The organism is Rhizobium sp. NFR03, from assembly GCF_900111275.1.
Classification (GTDB): domain Bacteria; phylum Pseudomonadota; class Alphaproteobacteria; order Rhizobiales; family Rhizobiaceae; genus Ferranicluibacter.
Genome location: NZ_FOGR01000002.1, coordinates 254,166 through 273,579, shown reverse-complemented (window position 1 = coordinate 273,579; position 19,414 = coordinate 254,166). Strand labels below are relative to the sequence as shown.

Sequence of the window (19,414 nt, the reverse complement as noted above, 5' to 3'; positions counted from 1 at the left end):
GCCGCCATTTTCATGTCTGGTCGCCTCAAATCTGGCGGCCGAGCTTGGCATCGACCGATTGGCTATTCGAGCCGCGGACGGCGAAGTAAAGGAAGATTGCCGACCACAGGATCGACTTCTCGGCGCCGGCCAGACCCTCGGCCTTCACGATGCCGTGGAAATAGACGGTGACCAGCAGAACGATCATTGAGGCAAAGGCTGCTGGTCGCGTGAACAGGCCGATGGCAACGAGAATGCCGCCGAAGAACTCCGTGGCGGCGAGCAGCGGCGACCAGAAGATGCCGGGATAGAAACCGAGGCTCTCGACCATCCCGACAGCGCCGAAGGGGTTCGTGATCTTGCCGAAGCCGTGGGTGACGAGAAGAGCGCCGGCGGCGACGCGCAGGAGCGTTTCCGCGCTCGTATCGAATGGACGGTAGAGGCGCTGAAGAGCAGGGAAGGCCGCGCGCGGGCGGCCGGTAACGATATCAGTCATGGGAATGGCTCCTGGGTTCGTGGGGGATGAATGCCATCTCCCTCTTCCCGCACTTTCCCATCACGGCAAGACGGCTCCTCGAGAAACCTGAGCTCACGAGTTAACATTTACGTGAAAGATCATACGGGAAATGTAGAGGGCTGCCCGGAAGCCATTTCGGCGCCGTCAGGAATGCAGTAAGCGTCGTCTGCAACCGTCATGTCGAAGGAGCAGGGTCATGAGTCAGGGCAAACCCCGTGTCACCATTCTCTATTGCACGCAGTGCAACTGGCTTCTGCGCTCCGGCTGGATGGCGCAGGAATTGCTGCAGACCTTTTCAGACGCTCTCGGCGAAGTCGCGCTTGTCCCTGCAACAGGCGGCAACTTCGAGATCCGCGTCGATGATACGCTGATCTGGGAGCGCAAGCGCGATGGCGGCTTTCCTGGGCCCAAAGAGCTCAAGCAGCGCGTGCGCGACATCATCGCGCCAGAGCGTGATCTCGGACATACCGATCGGTCTGCCTCTTGAGCCTTGCAGCCCTCGCCGGCGTCTTTGCTGCCGCCTTCCTGTCTGCCACGCTTCTCTTCGGCCTGTCCGAAGCGGCCGTCATCGCAGCCCTTCAGGATCCGAACCTGCCGCGCGGCTTCGTCTTTCTGGTCGCAACAATCGGTAATGTGCTCGGCGCCGTCGTCAACTTCGTCCTCGGGCGCTTTTTCCTCCGGTTTGAAGGGCGCCGCTGGTTCCCCGTCTCGCAGAAAGGTCGCGCGCGGGCAGAGGCGATCTTCCAAAAGTACGGGCAACCCGTCCTGCTTCTCTCCTGGGTGCCCGTCATCGGCGACCCTCTAACACTGGCGGCTGGCCTGTTGCGCATGCCATGGCTGCCGTTTCTGGTCTTCGTAACGATCGGAAAGGCTGCGCGATATACCGTGCTGGTCTGGGTTTTCGGGTGAGGCAGCCCCGGTAACCGCATTTCCGCTTTGCCGACCGCGCGACGCCTCCGCATCTATAACGCGTCACAGGTTTGCGATATTCCTGCCTTGAGAACATTGGAAGACATGAAAAACGCAGGAGAGCCGTGAGATGAGCCTGAAATTTGGAACAAGCGGGCTTCGTGGCCTTGCCGTCGATCTGGAAGGTCCGGCGGCCGCGCTCTATGCCACAGCCTTTGCGCACTATCTGCTCGCCACCGGTCAGGCAAAGCCCGATGATACCGTTCTCATCGCCCGTGATTTTCGGGCGTCCAGCCCGGCTATCTCCGCAATCGCCGCAGGTGCGCTTCTCCGCGCCGGCTTGAAGGTTCTCGATTGCGGCACCGTTCCGACGCCTGCTCTTGCACTGCACGCGCTGGCCACCCGCTCCGCAGCCCTTATGGTCACCGGTTCGCACATTCCGGCCGACCGCAACGGCATCAAATTCTACCGACCGGATGGCGAGATCGGCAAGGCTGACGAACAGGCGATAACCGAGGCGGCGGATGCGCTTCGTGCCGGGCAGGCCGCGATCGACGCGACGCCGGCCGAGGTGCCGACGATCGAGGAGACGGTGCGCGATCTCTTCATTACCCGCAATGTAAGCCTTCTGCCGGACCGCGCGCTCTCCGGCCTGAGGATCGGCGTCTACCAGCATTCGACGGTCGCACGCGATCTCTTTGCTGACGTTCTCATGCATTACGGGGCGGACGTCGTGCCCCTCGGGCGCTCGGAAACCTTCATTCCGGTCGATACCGAAGCCGTCTCCCCTGAAACCATCACCGCTTTGCGCGGCTGGGCCAGCGAATACCACCTCGACGCGATCGTCTCTGCGGATGGCGATGGCGACCGGCCGCTCGTCAGCAATGAAAACGGCGAACCGGTCCGCGGGGATCTTCTCGGCCTGATCGCCGCCGAATTCCTGGGCGCGACCATCGCCGTGACGCCGGTGACATCGAATTCCGGGCTGGAGCGGCGTGGCACGGCGGACATCCTGCGGACCCGCGTCGGCTCTCCCTTCGTCATTGCCGGCATGCTGGAGGCGGCAGCGGCCGGACATGAGCGCGTGGTCGGCTTCGAGGCGAACGGCGGAACGCTCACCGGGAGCGCGGTGACGGTGAACGGCGCGACACTCGCACCGCTTCCGACACGCGACTGCTTTCTGCCAGTGCTGGCCATCCTTCATCAGGCCGCTGAACGTCGCCAGCCACTTTCCGCTGTCGTCAGCAGTTACAATCTTCCGATTGCCCTCAGCGACCGCCTGGAGCGGTTTCCGGTGGAAACGAGCCAAGCCTTGATGGCGCATCTCCGGAGCAGCCCTGCAGCGCTTGCGGCCTTTCTGGAGCCGCTCGGCGTACCGGAATCCGTCAGCGACATCGACGGCCTGAGGGTGACGCTGGAAGACGATAGCATCGTCCACCTCCGCCCCTCCGGCAATGCACCGGAAATGCGCTGCTACGTTGAAGCCGAAACGGAGGCAAAGGCTCTTGCTCTACTGGCAGCCGGCCTTGCCCGAATTCGTTCGTGGGCCGAAGCGAACAGCACCGACCTGTGATAGACACAGGCAAAGTGACAGAATGAAACGCCATTAAAATCAAGGCCTTGCATAAGGTGTCGTGAAATCTTCAAAAACGCTGTTGACACCGGACGCCCGGCCTTTTACATCCCCGCTCGTCGCCCAGATGGCGGAATTGGTAGACGCGCCAGCTTCAGGTGCTGGTACCCGAAAGGGTGTGGAGGTTCGAGTCCTCTTCTGGGCACCAAATTCCCAAAGACTACCCATAAAGCCCTGCTCGCGCAGGGCTTTATGCATTTCAGGGTTTGAATTTTGCGACCTTCTCGGCCTTGAGTTATCGACTGCCGGTCCTCACGCAGCGATGACCGGAGACGTCGGCCTTCAAGACGTCCTCCAAAACCTTCTCCCGGATGCGGCGTTACAGAACCCTCACTTTTCATCCTGCAAAAGTCACGCTTTCCAGCAAGCGAGATTTCGCATCTTCTCGAACATGTTTCCATGATTCGCGGCGCGGCAGTTTTGCACTTCGGAGGAAGCGCGTTGAGCTTCATGATCAAGCGAAGGGGATATCGTGATGGGGAAAAGCGATAGCATTGAAAACTGGGCGGTGCTGCGGGCGCAGCAGATCCTGATGCGGGAAGGCATGGACCTTGCCGTTTCGGTGCGCGATGCAAATACCGGGGCGGTTCGCGCGAAGGGCAAGCTTCTGGCGATGGCGATCGCCGCATCGCTGATGGAGGCGTCCGCCGCCTCCCGTCGCGGCGAGGCAACCTCCCAGATCTAGCGATGTCGAGACCGGCATGAGGCAGGTACAGTTCGCCCTCCTCCTCCATAAGAAGGGAGCCTTCATGTCGTTTTTATCGGATATGGCGCTCGAGCAAACGGAGATCGAGGTCGTCTATCGGGCGATCGAGCTCTGGTGCGAGGAGATCGGCGCCGATATCGACAGTGCGGACGGCCGCGATGTCGCGACCGTTTTGCTGGGCCTCTACAAGACGGGCCATACGAGCGAAGCTGCACTCCTGGCGGCGATGCGCAGGATCAATCCCGAGGGATCGTGATGCGGCGGCATATGATCGGACATCATTCTTCTAGTTGTTGGTGACGGGCTTCGAGCGCATGCGCGACACGGTCTCGCGTTCCGCGCGCTTGCAGCGCATGGGCGGCAATCCGCGATCCATCAGGTCCATATCCTCCAGCACCATGTCGCCCATCTTCTTGAAGGCGCTGTCGAGGGCCCCTGCCCTGTGCGCGGAGCGCAGGAAGCCATGCAGGCTGCGGACCTTGTGGTCGAGCGGCAGCGGCTCTTCCGGGAAGACATCGCTCGCAGCGACGATATGGCCTATCTCCACGGCTGCCATGAGATCGTCGAAATCCACCACATTCGCACGGCTGAGGAGAATGAAGGCTGCCCCCTTCTTCATCTTCGCAAAGGCTTGCGCGTCGAGAAAACCCTGGTTCTCGCTGGTGACGGCGGCCACGACGAAGATGAAATCGCTCTCGATCAGCACGGTATCGAGATCCGCCGGAATGACGCCGCTGTCCTTCAGGATCGAGGCGGGCAGCCAGGGATCGAAGACGCGCGTGACCGTCCGGAAGCCGGTGAGAACGCGGTTCAGCGCCTTGCCCAGGTCACCGAAGCCGATGATGCCGACGTTCGCGCCGCTCAGGAGCCGTGCTGTGCGGTTGCCGTCGCCACCCCAGAGTTCGCGGCCCTGGCGGAAGTCGAGATCGGCATCGACAAGACCCCGCGCGATCCCGAGTGCCATGGCAAGGCCCATCTCTGCAACGGGCTCGGCGAAGACCTGACCGGTCGTAACGACATGGATGCCGCGTTCGAACAGGACGTCATAGGGCATGTTGTTGATCAGATTGCTTTCCACATTCAGGATGGAGCGCAGCTTCGGCATGCGCGCAAGCGTTGCCGCATCGAGTGGCGGCTGGCCGAGCACATAGCGCGCAGCACCCAGAAGATCCCCATCGAGGCTTGCAACGGTGTCCGCCTCCACCTCGACCACCCGATATCGGTCGTTGAGAACGCCGAGTGCTTCCGTCGTGAAAATCAGATCGAGCGTTCGCGGCTCGGGCGCGCTGATCACCAGCGGCTTCTCGTTCTCGGACATGTTCATTCCTCCCGCATCATCCCGGCCACCTCGCCACAGAAGCGATATGGCTCTCGTCTCCAACCTCTCGGAACTGAAGACGATCTTCAGTACCAGAGGGAACGAACATGGGGAATCGGGCGGTTACGTCAATAATTGAAACCGCGAAGCTGTCGATAGTTCGACGGCGGCAGGCGTGGAGAGACGAACTCCGGGCCACCGTCGCGGCTGCACACATTGACCGTGTGATAGCGTGGCCCGCGCTTTGGCAGGATATTACCGCGCGCACGGTCGATGAGGACCTGCTCGCACTGGAGATTGCTGGTCGTGCCAATCGGATCGAGTGGCTCGACGCCCGGGAGGCTCTCGAAGGCCACAAGCGGCCGACGCGGTTCGGCGGCGGCGGACATCGTCATCGAGCCCAGTGCCGCGATGATGCCGAGGAGGACGATCGACCCGGTTCGCATACTCGTTCGCCTCATGTCTCACGCCCTCTATTGCCGGTCACAGATGCTATCGCATAGCAGCCGGTTCCGGGTTATACCGCCTGCGCACTTCACCCGTTCGAGCATACTATCGTATACCCTTGACCGCTGACATGCCGATGATGTGGGGAGTTTCATGCCGAATACAATACGGTTTCACGAAGGTGACATCGCCGCCGAAGACGCCGCCCGTTACAACGGCGCGATTGCCGTCGATACCGAAACGCTCGGTCTCGTGCCGCGCCGGGATCGTCTCTGCCTCGTGCAACTTTCGCCCGGTGATGGAACGGCCGATATCGTGCAGATCGCAGCGGGTCAGACATCGGCGCCCAACCTCGTGGCCATGCTGGCCGATCCCGCGCGGCAGAAGATCTTCCATTATGGCCGCTTCGATATCGCCGTGCTCTTCCATACCTTCGGCGTGACCACGACACCGGTGTTCTGCACCAAGATCGCCTCACGCCTCTCGCGCACCTATACGGACCGTCATGGCCTGAAGGACAATCTGAAGGAAATGCTCGAGATCGACATTTCCAAGCAGCAACAATCGTCCGACTGGGCCGCGCCGATCCTGACGCCGGCGCAGCTCGACTATGCAGCCTCGGACGTCCTGCACCTGCATGCCCTGCGCGACAAGCTGAACCAGCGCCTGATGCGCGATGGGCGGATCGATCATGCGGAAGCGTGTTTCGCGTTTCTTCCCACCCGCGCAAAGCTCGATCTGCTCGGCTGGAACGAGACCGATATTTTCGCGCACAGCTGAGCGGATCGTCACGTCCGTGGCTTGCGTACCACGCCGAGGCGGGCGACGACCTCCTTCGGTATCCTGTAACGCTCGATGGCATCGCGGTTGGAACGCAGGCCGCAGATCTCGCGCTGGATGAAGAAGGACCAGACGACGTCGGCCGCCGCATTCAGCAGCGCTTCACGGCGCTCCGGCGTCGTCTCCGGGTGATCGAGCTCCATCAGCGCCTCGATGGCCTTTTCCACCTTGAGCCCGTGACGACCCAGCGCATCGGCACGTTCGGCCATCAGTTCGTATTCGAGGATATCGAGGCCGCTCTGGCGCGAACCACCCGGATTGCTGAAAGATTGTGGCGGCCTGACCGTCATTCCGGACCTCCTGTTTATCGACAGCTTTAAGGCAAAGCGGCCATCGTGCTCCCGCTTCGTAGATAACCAGGCGGACATTCCGGATTTGGGGATCGCGCCTGCGGCCGGCAAGAGGTCCGTTTGAGTCACCGCGCCAGTGCGCGAACCTCCTCGAACGACCAATCTTTCAGAAGACGGCCATCCTGCCAGACGGGCCGCAGGTGGTTTTCGCGCCCGGCCAGAGCATCGAGCCGTACCGCCTCGAGACCCGCCATGCCGGATATGACCGCCTGGCGCCCGGCTTTGGAAGCCTTGACGTTCATGGTGGCCGGACGCTTCCAGACATCGTGCCAATGCCCGCTCGTATCCTGCCGCGCATTGGCCTTCATGGCAAAGGCATAGGTATCGCGGTTGACCTTCTGGAGAATACCGCCGCCCATGGCGAAGGTCATGTTCTCCGCAGAGTAGCCAAAGGCCTCCAGCCGGTTCAGGATCTGGTTCATGTCGGCGAGCGTGATGCCGTCGCCCTGGATCACCCGGACGCAACGGTCAAGCACCTTGAAACCCTTGCGATTCTGTGTCGCGCCGAAGCGATAGTCGAGCTGCTGCACCACCTGCACCGGCGTTTCGATCGGATCGCCGCTATCGGGGCGGATATAGACGGTGGCGCCGCTAGCCTTGACCGTGTCGCGCAGCTGCTTGCCCCAGATGAAGGACACGGCCGTGTTGATGTCATAGCTGTCGGAGACGACGGCGAAGGCGCCGGAGGACGCGAAGCGGGAGACCATATTGGCGTAGGCATCCGCTTCGCGGTCGCCGCCCCAGGCGGTCATGGTCGAATGCTCGGAGGCTGGCATGGAACGCCCCGCCATCGCGGCACCATAGCAGCGGCGGGCCGTGAGAACACCGGACAGCGTGTCGGTTCCCGTGAAGTGAACGAGGTGCGCCGCGCCGCCGATGCCGGCCTGCTCGAACGCGCCGACACCACGAGCGCCGTAATCCAGCAGGCGCGAAGGCAACAGAAGCTCGGGCTCGTCGGCCGTGCGCTCCAGCGCGTCGCGCAGGGCGAGCTTGACCTTCCGGACATTGCTGGCCACGGAGGAGGGATACCAGACGGCGCGCAGCAGCGCCGTCTCGATATGCGATGTCAGCCACCAGCAGGCAGGGTCCGTATTGACGACCTGCACCAGCGGCACGCCCCGCCGCGTCAGCGTGCCCTCCGGCAGCGCCTCGATCCGGAGCGGCAGGTAGCCGCCATGCGCATTTACGATGTGCATCCAGCCAGCACGATCAAACGGCAGGCCATGAGCCTGCGCGACCTCCTCGGCCTCCGCAACATCGCTCATGGTCACGGGACGGCTCAGCACATCTTTCAGGAAGATCTGGAGACCGAAGAACACGACGTCGATCAGATCGCTCCCGCCGCGCGTCTCGATATAGGAAGAGATCGCGGCTGTTTCCGGCGGATATTGCAGGAAATGGCTCAGCTTGTAGCTGTCGGTGTTGAGGATGAGATTCGCCCAGTTCATGTCGTTCGGCCTTCCGTCCATCGCGCGGCATGTGATCCGCATTGCGGTAACGATATCGTAACCATATTGCGCTAATCTGGAGACATTCATGCCAGACCGGCTCTTCTCCCGGCAATTGCTGCCTCCAGGTGTATCCTGACGGGCATGCGCATGACGCGCCCTTCGACATGACCACGCCGGCATTTCCGCCGCGCCTGAACCCGCCGGCCGGCAGGGCACCCCGTTCCCTGCAGCGCTCTTGAGCAACCGCACCCGGTCGAGGCCGGATCATGGACGGAGACTGCCATGCAGACATCGGCCGCCATCTCCCGGAGTGCCGCCACAGCATTGACGGATGGCGGCACGGCGAAGGACCGGCATGTGCTGCCGGCGGCGGCGACAAAACGGTTCGACGCTATCCTTCATGTCATCGAGATCGTCCTGCGCGACATGCCGAATGCCGATCCGGCAACCCGGGTGGCACTTTCGCGTCTGACCGAAGCTCTGGCCCGGATCGTCGATCTTCCGCCGCAGCCACAAGAGAGCCTGCGCGACTTCACCCGCCGGCTGGCCGCCCATATGGACGTGCTGCCGCCTGCCGCCCGCGCGCTGATCGAAAAGCAGCTCAACCAGCAGCCGCTTCTGGCTGCCCTGAAGATGCTGGTGGACACGCTGCGGCCGGCGCTGGTGCTCGATCTGCGGATTGATCTGCCGCTGACGCGCGACGGCCTCTGGCATCCCGATCCCGTCTCCGCCCTCTTTCCGGACGAGGATGAGCAGCCGGTCTTTCGCCAGCCGACCATTCAGGCACCGCTTCCGACGCGCATGGCCTTCTCGCAGGCTCCCGGCGTCGCGCCCGGTGCGCCGCATCTGCAGCAGGCGCTGGGGCAGGCCTTCTCTCCCGAGAGGACGCTGCCCGACGCCCCTGCCCCTCCTGCAAACCCCATAGCGGATGCGCCAGATCCGGTCGGCAATCTTCTGCAAACAGCTGACGAACCCGTGCCCGCGTTGCGGGAGGCGGCAGCCTTCCTGGCCTCGGACGCACACGCGCTCGCGCAGGCCGTGGCCATCGCCCGGGGACATGACCTCGTCACGGATCATCCTCCGGTCGAAGAGCACGGGACCGCCACAGATGTGCCGACATCGGGGATCGAGACGGGAGAACCCGGATCGCCGGATATCCTCGAGGACCAGGCAACCGACGCGCCTCCGGGAGGCCTCAAAATGCCGGGGGAGACGCCTGAGCTGCCGGCTCATCTTGCGCCACAGCGTCGCGCGCCCATTCCTGTTCTCGCAACCGCAGCAGGCCTGCAGCAAGCGACGAGCGACCAGCCCCATCCGGCAGGACCCAATGCCTCACTGCCCCCCACGTCCCCAACAGGCGACGTGACATCCGAACGTGAGGTGCCCGCTCTTGCGAAGTCGGGCATCACGGCTAAAGGCGCCGGCTCTCGGATGCCGACACCCGCTGACGCTGTCAGTGCTCTCCACCAACGGGATGACGTCATCACTGGCCAGGACACGGCCGCTCAACGCCAGATATCCCGAGCCGATGTCGCGATCAGACAATCGATAGCGGCTTCAACCTTACCAGCAACCTCAATTCAGGTACCTGCGGCAGCACAACACATCGCAGGCGGCGCGACGCCGTTACACACGACCCAGACTGCGCCAGCTGAGCCACCACCGATGCGGAACGGTGAATCTGCCGGAACCAAGGTGCCCGCTTCCGCCACCGCCGCAAGCCTCCTTGCGTCGCAAGAGGCGGACGGCGAGACCCTTTTGCCAGGACGTCGCGGAATCGAGGAGACGATCGCTTTCCGGGCTCGCCAAATCGCGTCCGACCTGTCGGCTGGACGCGTTCAGCAGGAAGGCACGTTACCTGTAACCTCACGACCGGCCGCAGACAGCGACGGCCAACGGCTGCGGCGTCCCACTGAATCCCGCGATGCGGATCGGAGCCCGCAGAGCTCGACCGACTCTATTGTCAGCGGTCTCGATCATCTCGCGCCCAAGGTGGAAATCGCCCTGATAACGACGGGCGTACGCGAGGTTGCAAATACGATCGGCCAACTCGATGAATGGGAGACACTGTTCTACATGCTGTCCGGCAGTCTCGGGGAAACCGCCGAGGCGACCACGCCACAGGACGCCCAGAGCTTTCCGGACAATCAGCAGGATGCCGCCGATCCGCGCCCGCCTGGAACCAGCAGCGTCGAATCGGACCTTCTGACGGTGATCGACGAGGATCGCGCCGCGCAGGCGCCCGTTCCCCACGCGCCGGTGGAGGATGCGATCCCTGCATCGCTTCTGCCACGGGGAATGGAGGCCGTCATCGCCCGCGAAGCGATCGGCTATCCGTTCGTGCCCTATCTCGCCGTCGCGGATTCCGGCAGCGTTGACGTCGAGGAGGAAGAGCCTCGTCGCCAGCGCCGCGAGAACGAGGCCGAACTTTCCGGAGGCGAGGACGAAAGCGGGCGACGGGGTTCCGGCTCGTCCTCGGAACATGACGAGGCGTCTCGTGCCGAACCGGCTATCGACGAGGGTGGCGACGAGGATGGCGACGCGGATGGCGAACGTCATGACGCCTACGATCTCTACCAGCGCCTTTCGGACCTTGCCTGACCTTGAGGGATAAGAGGTCCGCGCCCGTGACAATCACATGCAAAAGGCCCGCGGCGATATCTCGCCGCGGGCCTTTCTGTTTCAAACCATGTTCGACAGACTGTCGAACGGGCAATGATTACTCGTTGCCGCCACGGTTCTTGAGGGCTGCACCCAGGATGTCGCCGAGCGACGCGCCCGAGTCGGACGAACCGAACTGAGCAACGGCTTCCTTCTCTTCGGCGATTTCCAGCGCCTTGATCGAAAGCATGACCTTGCGGTCCTTCTTGGAGAAGTTCGTGACGCGGGCGTCTACGGTCTGGCCGACCGAGAAACGCTCGGGACGCTGCTCGTCACGGTCGCGCGACAGGTCGGCACGACGGATGAACGAGGTGATGTCCTCGTGGTTGACGAGACGAACTTCGAGGCCACCGTCGTTGACGGCAATGACTTCGCACGAAACGACGGCGTTCTTGCGCAGTTCGCCGGACGTGGCGGCTTCGCCGACCGAGTCCTTGCCGAGCTGCTTGATGCCGAGCGAGATGCGCTCCTTGTCGACGTCCACATCGAGAACGACGGCCTTGACCATGTCGCCCTTGTTGTATTCCTCGATGACCTGCTCGCCCGGACGGTTCCAGTCGAGATCCGACAGGTGCACCATGCCGTCGACGTCGCCGTCGAGACCGATGAACAGGCCGAATTCGGTCTTGTTCTTGACTTCGCCCTCAACTTCCGTGCCAGCCGGATGGCTGTGCGCGAATGCCTGCCAAGGGTTCTCGAGCGTCTGCTTGAGGCCGAGCGAGATGCGGCGCTTGGTCGGATCGACTTCGAGAACGACAACGTCGACTTCCTGCGTCGTGGACAGGATCTTGCCGGGATGTACGTTCTTCTTGGTCCAGGACATTTCCGAGATGTGGATCAGGCCTTCGATGCCCGGCTCCAGCTCGACGAATGCGCCGTAGTCGGTGATGTTGGTGACGGTTCCGGAGATCTTCTTGCCGACCGGGTACTTCGCACCGATGCCATCCCAAGGATCGCTCTCGAGCTGCTTCATGCCGAGCGAGATACGGTGGGTTTCCTGGTTGATGCGGATGATCTGAACCTTGACCTGCTGGCCGATGTTCAGGATCTCGGACGGATGGTTGACGCGGCGCCATGCCATGTCCGTCACGTGCAGCAGACCGTCGATGCCGCCGAGGTCAACGAACGCACCGTAATCGGTGATGTTCTTGACGACGCCGTCAACAACTTGGCCTTCTTCGAGGTTCTGAACGATTTCAGAACGCTGCTCGGCACGGGACTCTTCCAGAACCGTACGACGCGAAACCACGATGTTGCCGCGGCGCTTGTCCATCTTGAGGATTTCGAAGGGCTGCGGGTTGTGCATCAGCGGGGTAACGTCGCGGATCGGGCGGATATCGACTTGGCTGCGCGGCAGGAAGGCAACGGCACCGTCCAGATCGACGGTGAAACCGCCCTTGACCTGGTTGAAGATGACGCCTTCGACGCGTTCGCCGGCTTCGAACTTCACTTCCAGACGCATCCAGCTTTCTTCGCGGCGAGCCTTCTCGCGCGACAGAACGGCTTCGCCCAGAGCGTTTTCGATGCGCTCGACATAGACTTCGACTTCATCGCCGACCTTCAGCGTGCCGTCCTTGGCCTTAGCGCCGAATTCCTTCAGTGCGACGCGGCCTTCGACCTTGAGACCGACGTCGACGATGGCGACGTCCTTCTCGATGGCCGTGATCACACCCTTTGTGACGTAGCCTTCGGCCAGATCCTGCTGGGCGAAGGATTCCTGCAGCAACGCTGCGAAATCGTCGCGGGTGGGTTGTGCTTCAGACATGAATACTCCTGGTCGTGCCAGTTGGCACGGGCGCCGGGGGTTTGCGTTGATCATATCCGATGACCCTCCGCTCCCGATTGCCCCATAGGGCATCGTATCGGGAACAATTCCGGCGCGGGGACGGTCGGTTCGGACTGCTAGTGCGCTAACGCGGCGTCGATCACTGACTTCGCCGCTGAAAACGCCGCCTCTATACCCATTTCCGAGGTATCGATCAAGTGCGCGTCTTCTGCGGGGCGCAAGGGGCTGTCGGCGCGGCCCATGTCGCGCTCGTCGCGCTTGATGATGTCGGCGAGAACGGCGAGATAATCGGCCGGCACGCCGTGCCCCGTCATTTCGTCGAAACGGCGGCGTGCGCGCACTTCGGGCGAGGCGGTGACGAACAGCTTGACCTGCGCCTGCGGGCAAACGACCGTGCCGATGTCGCGCCCGTCGAGCACTGTGCCGGGGGTGCGGCCGGCAAACGCCTTCTGCGCCTCCACCAGAGCGCGCCGGACCGCCGGCATGACCGCGATCTTCGACGCGGCTTCGCCGATCTCGTGCGCTGCAAGCACGGAGCGGTCGAGCCCGGCAAGATCGACCTCGAACGCCATGGCCTCGGCGACAGCTTCGTCATCCAGCGGCAGAGCGGCATCGAGCAGCGCCTTGGCGGTCGCACGGTAGGTCAGCCCGGTATCCAGATGGTGAAACCCGTAGGTTTCGGCGATCCGGCGCGAAAGCGTGCCCTTGCCCGCCGCAGCCGGCCCGTCGATGGCAATAATGAATGTCATGTTTCACCTGAAAATGAATATGGTCGTCGTGACGTACCACCCCGCGATCGCATCCGCACGTCTCTCTCTTCGACAGATGCCTTCGAATGAGACGTCTACGGGGTCGTTTCCCGGCCTCACCCTCACAACCCTTACAATCTCTCCCTGCATGATGAAACCGTACCCATGCACGTTTTGGCTTTGACAGTGTCCGCCCTTACGATTAAGGGGACCGGCTAATTCATTTTAGGTTTACCGCCGGCATTCCGGCTGACGCCGGTTCGTCCGGCCGTTCAAGAGGCATCGACAGTGGCAAAAGCGGAACTCGGAACCAAGCGCATCGACCCGGAAACGGGACGCAAGTTCTATGACCTGAACAAGGACCCGATCGTGTCTCCGTACACCGGCAAGTCCTACCCGCTCTCCTTCTTCGAGGAGACATCCGTCGCCAAGGTCATGGAAAAGGCTGCAGCCGAGGAAGAGGATGTCGCAGAAGTCGACACCGAGAACCCGGAAGTCGAACTCGTCTCCCTGGAAGAGGCCGACGAGGGCGCGAACGGCGACGACATCCCGGATCTGGGCGATGACGAAGTCGAGATCGACAATGACGACGACGATACCTTCCTCGAGGAAGACGAAGACGACGACAATGACGGCCTGTCCGACCTGATCGGCGTCAACGACGACGACGACGAAGTTTGATCCTTTCCTTCATCGGACATTTGAAGGCCTGCCCCTCCCTGCGAGAGGCAGGCCTTTTCTTTTCAAGCGTGCCTTGCGCGCAAAAGACCAACACATGAGGCCTCGACAGAACTCTTGTGTCGGGATTTCAACAAAATGTGGATGGCACCGATTTTATGGCTTGCCATCTCCGGGAACCGGACGTAATAAGCCGCACCTGCCCGGCACGAAGCGCCGGCGGTACCCGGAACCGGCCCTGCCGGACCCTTTATGGGGCTATAGCTCAGCTGGGAGAGCGCTTGCATGGCATGCAAGAGGTCAGCGGTTCGATCCCGCTTAGCTCCACCAAATCCTCTCTGATTCAATGACACTTTGAATATAGCGCGTTGAGATCCCTCCGCTCTGTTACAGCGATAGATCGATCCAGACTGGCGCGTGATCGCTGGTCTTCGGCCATCCCCTGACGTGCCGATCGACGCCGCAGGCGGTTAGGTGCGGTGCAAGCTCGGGGCTGAGCAGGCAGTGGTCGATGCGCAGGCCGGCATCACGGGCATATGCGTTGCGGAGATACTTCCAGAAGGTGAAGATCTGCTCGTCCGGATGCAGAGAGCGGACGGCGTCCGTCCAGCCGGTGGCGATGAGGTCGCGATAGGCCTTGCGGATCTCGGGGCGGAAGAGCGCATCATCCTGCCATCGGGCGGGATTGTAGACGTCAAGATCTCTCGGCATGACGTTGAAGTCGCCGATAAGAGCGGCCGGCATGCCAAACTCCAGAAGCGTTTCGCCATAGGCCGTTAACGCTTTGAACCAGTCGAGCTTTCGCAAGAATTTCGGACCGGGATAGGGATTGCCGTTTGGCGCATAGAGACAACCGACGATGACGCCGCCAGCAATGCCTTCGATATAGCGGCTCTCGCCGTCATCGTTTCGTCCGGGAAGGCCGCATCGCGTGAGGATCGGTACACCGTCGCGCTCAAGGATGGCGACGCCGTTCCACGCTTTCTGCCCATGCCATACGGCACCGTATCCGGCTCTTTCCAGCGCTTGCCTGGGAAAGGCCGCCTGCGGCGCTTTCAGTTCCTGGAGACAGACGATATCCGGACGGCTCTCCTTCAGCCAGCGCAGGAGGATGTCGAGCCGACCGTTGATACCGTTGACGTTGTACGTCGCAATCCGCATGTGCTTCCCGGCTCAGGGGCCAGTGCGCCCTGACTTAGTGGCCGCGCCGATCGCCCTTGTCACCTTCTCCCGGCTTTGCCGTCGTCTTCGCGTCATGCCGCGCGTCGGCCGACAGGGAGCGGCTGACATCGACACTTTCCTTGAAGCGACCGTCTTCGTCCCGGCGGACATAGCGCTTGTCCGTTCCCGTATCGATCAGTTCCCGTTTAGACATGGTCTTTTCCTTCCGGCGTTTGATCCGAAGACAACGCAACATACGACAAAAGGATGCGTCTCAGGATTTCGCACCGGTCGGCTCGGCCATCTTCGCGTGCTGTTTCGCCAGAAGCGGCGCCGGCGTGACATTGGCCAGAACCGTCTGCAGCTTGTTCTTCCAGCCGGCGACGACATCGCCCTCGCCTTTCAACATCGCCTCGAAGCCGACTTTCGCGACATCCGCCGCATCGTCCTTTTCAGCTCGCCCGACCTCCGTATCCAGCATGTCCGCCCGCTCGAAGAACCGCGTTTCCGTGGGCCCCGGCATGAGGCAGGTCACGGTGACGCCACTGTCTTTCAGCTCTTCCCGCAAAGCGAAGGAGAAGCTGTTAAGAAAGGACTTGGTGCCGTTGTAGACGGCCTGGTAGCTGCCGGGAATAAAGCCGGCGATGGACCCGGTGATGAGCATGCGCCCCGCCCTGCGCGTTCGCATCTCGTTGCCGATCCGGTGGATCAGCGCCAGCGTGCCGGTGACGTTGGTTTCCACCACATCCAGTGCCCGGTCGAGATCCTGGTCGAGGAATGCCTTGCCGAGGCCGCGCCCGGCATTGGCCATCAGAAGGTCGACCGGACGCCCGCGCTCCGCAATGAAGTCGCAAAATGCATCCGCCCCCTGCCTGCCGGAGAGATCGACCTGCATGGCGTCTACATCGACGCCGATCGAACGAAGGATATCGGCTGCGACATCGATGTCGTCGTCATCGGCAGCAATGATGAGATCGTGGTTTCGGCTGGCTGCAAGCTTGGCAAGCTCCAGACCGATGCCGGATGAGGCGCCCGTGACGATCGCAAGCGGACGTTTCGAGGTTTCCATGATGCTCTCTCCTTCTGCGGGTCCACGGGACCACCAGCGCGTGGCGGCACGAGACCGGAAAAGGCCATCCAACTGCGTGGGAGTGTTTTTGATCCAGCGGCGTGAGAGCGTCGCGGTCAGGATCGCATCTGCCGGGGCTCGTCATTCTTCATGGCGCGATGCCCGACGTGCCTCCATTGGTTGCCAGGCGGACAACGGCGTAAGGGAAACCGGATATCGAAGAGGCGGTTCGGATCAACTCCTCCAGAAACTGAAAAGCCTGCCGCGGGAGGAGGTGCGGCAGGCTTTCCAAAAGAACCGAACAGCGGCTGGGAGGAGGAGTGCCGCTATTCCTACAGGGGTCCGGGGAGGAGGATCGGAGCCCTGAAACTCGAAGGACGCGGGAGGAGGTGCGTGCTTCGATGAGAATGATCATACGCGAAAACGAATGATCCGAAAGTCGGTATATTGCAGTGCAGCTATGCAGCTGGAGCATAACGGTCGAATTGATCCGGAAAAATTGACCAAATCTTCATCTTTGCAGGTGGCGTCCGCTCCTGGCCCATATAGAGCCAGAGTGCAAAGCAACATCATCGGTCTGCGCCGCCATGTTCGCACGGTTTCGTACGTTTACAGCCGAAGTCACTGTCAATCCTTGAACATAACGATCTGCTTGTTCGGCAAAAAGGGTAGCGGAGCGGTGCAGAAAACGTTATCGCTTGCTAAACAGAAGTGCGATGCCAGCGGCTGAAACCCCGCGTGAAATTCATTGCGCTTTTTGAAAAATCATACATTCTCGCGCAAACGAGAAATTTGCCGGTATTCTGCAGGAGCGACTATGAACGCGAAGGCCCCCCATGCGATCGATATTTACGTCGGAGGTCGTGTTCGTGCGCGCCGGCTTATTCTGGGCATGAGCCAGACGGCGCTGGGCGACCGGCTCGGCATCACCTTCCAGCAGATCCAGAAGTACGAAAAGGGTGTGAACCGGATGGGCGCGAGCCGGCTGCAGGCCGCCGCGGACATTCTGAGCGTGCCGATCAGCTACTTCTTCCAGGACAATCCGAGCGACCAGACCCGTCCCGAGGCTGCCGATTTCGACGCGGTCAACGCGTTCCTGTCGACGCGCGAAGGCCTGTCGCTGAACAAGGCGTTTTCCTCCATCAAGAGCCCTGACATCCGCAAAACGGTCGTGGCCCTGGTGACCTCGCTGGCGCAGGGCGAAGAGGCCGCTGCCCGGCAGCCGGTGGATGCGTCCGCCGCGCAGGCGTCCGCCAACGCCTCCTGATGTGCCCGTTGCGGCTGCAGACCTTCGGCAACCTGGCCCTGACAACCCGAAGCGGTGAAGACCTCGCTTTTCCGCAAAAGGCGCTGTTGCTCGTCTGCATGCTGCGTCTGGGAGAACGTCCCGTTCTGCGACGCGACGAAGCCTCCGCCCTTCTCTGGCCGGAGGCCGACCGGGAGGCGCAGCACATCAATCTGCGCAAGATGGTATCGCGAATTCGCAAGGCGCAATTCGCCTGTCACAGCATGATCCTCGACATCGATGAAACATCGATCACGCTGGGCGATGACGGGCAGCGGCTGATCGTAGACGCTGCCTGCTTCCGGCGAGACGACACATCCGTTGAAACGATGCTTTCATTGCTCCGGGAACGCTTTCTCGGCGGCAAGCTGCCAGACGGACCCTTGCGTCGCTGGGTCGATCTGCAGATCGACATGCATTATCATTGCCTGCGCGAGCGGATTCTGACCTTGCCGGACGGGGCCTCGGCCCGCCCGGAGACCGTATCGCTGCGGGAGGCTGCATTCCTGCTCCTCGAACGCAATGTGCATGACGAGCCGGTGCGGGCGCTTCTCGAGGCTAACGCTCCATCGTCACACTATGGAACGGCCTCGAATACCGACCGGCTAGACTCGCTGCCGACCGGAAACCGGGAAGCCGCGCCCGTCAACACAGCACTACCCGGCACGCGCCTGGCTGCCTATGCCCAGGCCGTGCCGCGCGTGCAACGCGTCCTCACCGTGACAGCGGCTCTGCCGAGACTGGCGCTGCTGCCACCGGTCCTTCGGGCCGGCGCATCGAGAACACTCACCGGAACGGTCGAAGCACTGATCGATGATATCGCCATCAGCCTCTGCACCCTGCGCAATATCTCGATCGTCGCGCCGCACACCGCCAAGCGGATCCAGGAGAGCAACGACAAGATCGCCATGCTGGAAACGCATGCCGTCTCCTATCTCGTGGATACGACGCTCTGCGCGGAAGGTCTGATGGTGCAGGTCATCTTCGTCCCGCTCGACAGGGTCATCTGGGCGGAGCGCTTCGCGCTCGACATTCCGTTTTCCTCGCACCGCAAGGTGATTGCCAGGATCATTGCCGATAGCATCGCGGCGGAGTTGCAGCGCAACCAGGATCCGCTGGTCGAGTACGAACATCATCCGGATGCCTATCGCGCCTATCTCTCCGGCGCCCGCCAGACCAAGGACCTCTCGCTGCCGTCGATCCGCGGTGCGCGGCGCGGTTTTCGCGAGGCGCTTCAGTATCGGCGGAATTTCGCGCCAAGCTTCATCGGGCTCGCGCGCACCTATTCGCTGGAATGGGTGCTGACGGCGCGCGGCGACAAGAGCCTTCTCCACAAGGCCGAGGACCATGCCCGGCTCGCCATTCAGCAGGACCCTTCGAGCGCGGCCGGCTACAAGGAACTCGGCGTTGCCAAGCTCTATCTCGGCGATCTCGACGAAAGCCTCGAAGCCCTGGCACGAGCGGAAGCCCTCAGCCCGCATTATGCGGATGCGATCTACAGCTATGCCGATTCGCTCGTTCATGCCTCGCGGCCCGACGAAGGACTGCGCAAAATCCAGCGGGCGATCGAGCTCAATCCGCTGAGCCCGGACGACTATTTCTGGAGCGCGGCGGGGGCAAGCTACTTCGTCGGCCATTATCAGGACGCCATCGATTACATCGGCAGGATGGCCCATCAGTCCTCGGCCGACCGCCTGAGAGCGGCGGCCTTCGCCATGCTCGGAGATACCGCGATGGCGCGACGCTACCGGCGCAAGGACCGCGAGGCAAATCCGCATTTCGACCTTGATCGATGGCTGTCCGTTCTACCCATACGCGAGAACTGGCAGAAAGAGCTTTACCGCGAAGGCCTTTCACGGGCAGGATATTAACGGA

General features: G+C 62.1%; 20 protein-coding genes and 2 tRNA genes. 12 read left to right on the top strand and 10 right to left on the bottom strand.

The window, feature by feature from the left end; all coding sequences use genetic code 11:
* Positions 1-25 precede the first annotated feature (25 nt).
* Positions 26-475, bottom strand: a complete 450-nt coding sequence (locus BSG19_RS06550; protein ID WP_092986113.1) for a DoxX family protein — start codon at positions 473-475, stop codon at positions 26-28.
* 217 nt (positions 476-692) lie between these two features.
* Between BSG19_RS06550 and BSG19_RS06545 the strand changes: the two genes are divergently transcribed.
* From BSG19_RS06545 to BSG19_RS06520, 6 genes are all read left to right on the top strand, one after another.
* Entirely contained in the window at positions 693-983 is a 291-nt protein-coding gene (locus BSG19_RS06545) for an Rdx family protein (RefSeq protein ID WP_092986111.1), read from the top strand.
* Entirely contained in the window at positions 980-1,405 is a 426-nt protein-coding gene (locus BSG19_RS06540; protein WP_092986109.1) for a YqaA family protein, read from the top strand. The genes BSG19_RS06545 and BSG19_RS06540 overlap by 4 nt, the downstream gene beginning before the upstream one ends.
* Positions 1,406-1,535: 130 nt before the next feature.
* The gene (locus BSG19_RS06535) at positions 1,536-2,978 is read left to right on the top strand and encodes a phosphomannomutase (RefSeq protein ID WP_092986107.1); all 1,443 of its coding nucleotides are present in this window, start codon (positions 1,536-1,538) and stop codon (positions 2,976-2,978) included.
* A gap of 121 nt (positions 2,979-3,099) precedes the next feature.
* Positions 3,100-3,186, top strand: a tRNA-Leu gene (locus BSG19_RS06530).
* 327 nt (positions 3,187-3,513) lie between these two features.
* Entirely contained in the window at positions 3,514-3,723 is a 210-nt protein-coding gene (locus BSG19_RS06525; RefSeq protein WP_092986105.1) for a hypothetical protein, read from the top strand.
* 64 nt (positions 3,724-3,787) lie between these two features.
* Positions 3,788-4,000 carry a hypothetical protein gene (locus BSG19_RS06520; protein WP_139274737.1) on the top strand — a complete coding sequence of 71 codons (213 nt, stop codon included), beginning with the start codon at positions 3,788-3,790 and terminating at the stop codon, positions 3,998-4,000.
* 30 nt (positions 4,001-4,030) lie between these two features.
* Here the strand turns inward: BSG19_RS06520 and BSG19_RS06515 are convergent, their stop codons facing one another.
* Together BSG19_RS06515 and BSG19_RS06510 are read right to left on the bottom strand one after the other, a co-directional pair.
* Positions 4,031-5,062 carry a hydroxyacid dehydrogenase gene (locus BSG19_RS06515; RefSeq protein WP_092987241.1) on the bottom strand — a complete coding sequence of 344 codons (1,032 nt, stop codon included), beginning with the start codon at positions 5,060-5,062 and terminating at the stop codon, positions 4,031-4,033.
* A gap of 128 nt (positions 5,063-5,190) precedes the next feature.
* Positions 5,191-5,508, bottom strand: coding sequence for a hypothetical protein (locus BSG19_RS06510; RefSeq protein ID WP_092986101.1), 318 nt, complete (start codon positions 5,506-5,508; stop codon positions 5,191-5,193).
* Between the two features lie 154 nt (positions 5,509-5,662).
* Between BSG19_RS06510 and BSG19_RS06505 the strand changes: the two genes are divergently transcribed.
* Positions 5,663-6,289: a ribonuclease D gene (locus tag BSG19_RS06505; RefSeq protein WP_092986099.1), complete on the top strand. Its 627-nt coding sequence runs from the start codon at positions 5,663-5,665 to the stop codon at positions 6,287-6,289.
* An 8-nt stretch (positions 6,290-6,297) separates the two neighbouring features.
* On the opposite strand, the gene BSG19_RS06500 is transcribed toward BSG19_RS06505, so the two are convergent.
* A complete protein-coding gene (locus BSG19_RS06500; RefSeq protein ID WP_092986097.1) occupies positions 6,298-6,639 on the bottom strand; it encodes a DUF6665 family protein in 342 nt (113 codons plus the stop codon).
* Between the two features lie 125 nt (positions 6,640-6,764).
* Positions 6,765-8,147 (bottom strand): nicotinate phosphoribosyltransferase, encoded by a 1,383-nt coding sequence (locus tag BSG19_RS06495; RefSeq protein ID WP_092987240.1) that lies wholly within the window; start codon positions 8,145-8,147, stop codon positions 6,765-6,767.
* A 285-nt stretch (positions 8,148-8,432) separates the two neighbouring features.
* On the opposite strand from BSG19_RS06495, the gene BSG19_RS06490 reads away from it, so the two are divergent.
* Positions 8,433-10,751 (top strand): hypothetical protein, encoded by a 2,319-nt coding sequence (locus BSG19_RS06490; RefSeq protein ID WP_092986095.1) that lies wholly within the window; start codon positions 8,433-8,435, stop codon positions 10,749-10,751.
* Positions 10,752-10,869: 118 nt separating this feature from the next.
* Here BSG19_RS06490 and rpsA read toward each other — a convergent pair whose 3' ends face one another.
* Together rpsA and cmk are read right to left on the bottom strand one after the other, a co-directional pair.
* Positions 10,870-12,576, bottom strand: coding sequence for a 30S ribosomal protein S1 (gene rpsA / locus BSG19_RS06485; protein ID WP_092986093.1), 1,707 nt, complete (start codon positions 12,574-12,576; stop codon positions 10,870-10,872).
* Between the two features lie 137 nt (positions 12,577-12,713).
* Positions 12,714-13,346, bottom strand: coding sequence for a (d)CMP kinase (gene cmk, locus BSG19_RS06480; RefSeq protein ID WP_092986091.1), 633 nt, complete (start codon positions 13,344-13,346; stop codon positions 12,714-12,716).
* A gap of 288 nt (positions 13,347-13,634) precedes the next feature.
* Between cmk and BSG19_RS06475 the strand changes: the two genes are divergently transcribed.
* Positions 13,635-14,027, top strand: coding sequence for a TIGR02300 family protein (locus BSG19_RS06475; protein ID WP_092931577.1), 393 nt, complete (start codon positions 13,635-13,637; stop codon positions 14,025-14,027).
* A gap of 251 nt (positions 14,028-14,278) precedes the next feature.
* Positions 14,279-14,354 (top strand) — tRNA-Ala (locus tag BSG19_RS06470).
* Between the two features lie 57 nt (positions 14,355-14,411).
* On the opposite strand, the gene xth is transcribed toward BSG19_RS06470, so the two are convergent.
* Genes xth through BSG19_RS06455 form a run of 3 tightly spaced genes read right to left on the bottom strand, consistent with a single transcriptional unit; the run spans position 14,412 to position 16,254 of the window.
* The gene (gene xth, locus BSG19_RS06465; RefSeq protein ID WP_092986089.1) at positions 14,412-15,185 is read right to left on the bottom strand and encodes an exodeoxyribonuclease III; all 774 of its coding nucleotides are present in this window, start codon (positions 15,183-15,185) and stop codon (positions 14,412-14,414) included.
* Positions 15,186-15,219: 34 nt separating this feature from the next.
* Entirely contained in the window at positions 15,220-15,399 is a 180-nt protein-coding gene (locus BSG19_RS06460) for a hypothetical protein (protein ID WP_092986087.1), read from the bottom strand.
* 60 nt (positions 15,400-15,459) lie between these two features.
* Positions 15,460-16,254: an SDR family NAD(P)-dependent oxidoreductase gene (locus BSG19_RS06455; protein WP_092986085.1), complete on the bottom strand. Its 795-nt coding sequence runs from the start codon at positions 16,252-16,254 to the stop codon at positions 15,460-15,462.
* An 817-nt stretch (positions 16,255-17,071) separates the two neighbouring features.
* On the opposite strand from BSG19_RS06455, the gene BSG19_RS06450 reads away from it, so the two are divergent.
* Complete coding sequence (locus BSG19_RS06450) at positions 17,072-17,521, top strand: helix-turn-helix domain-containing protein (RefSeq protein WP_092986083.1); 450 nt, start codon at positions 17,072-17,074, stop codon at positions 17,519-17,521.
* Between the two features lie 8 nt (positions 17,522-17,529).
* Complete coding sequence (locus BSG19_RS06445) at positions 17,530-19,410, top strand: hypothetical protein (protein WP_139274736.1); 1,881 nt, start codon at positions 17,530-17,532, stop codon at positions 19,408-19,410.
* The last annotated feature ends 4 nt before the right edge of the window (positions 19,411-19,414 follow it).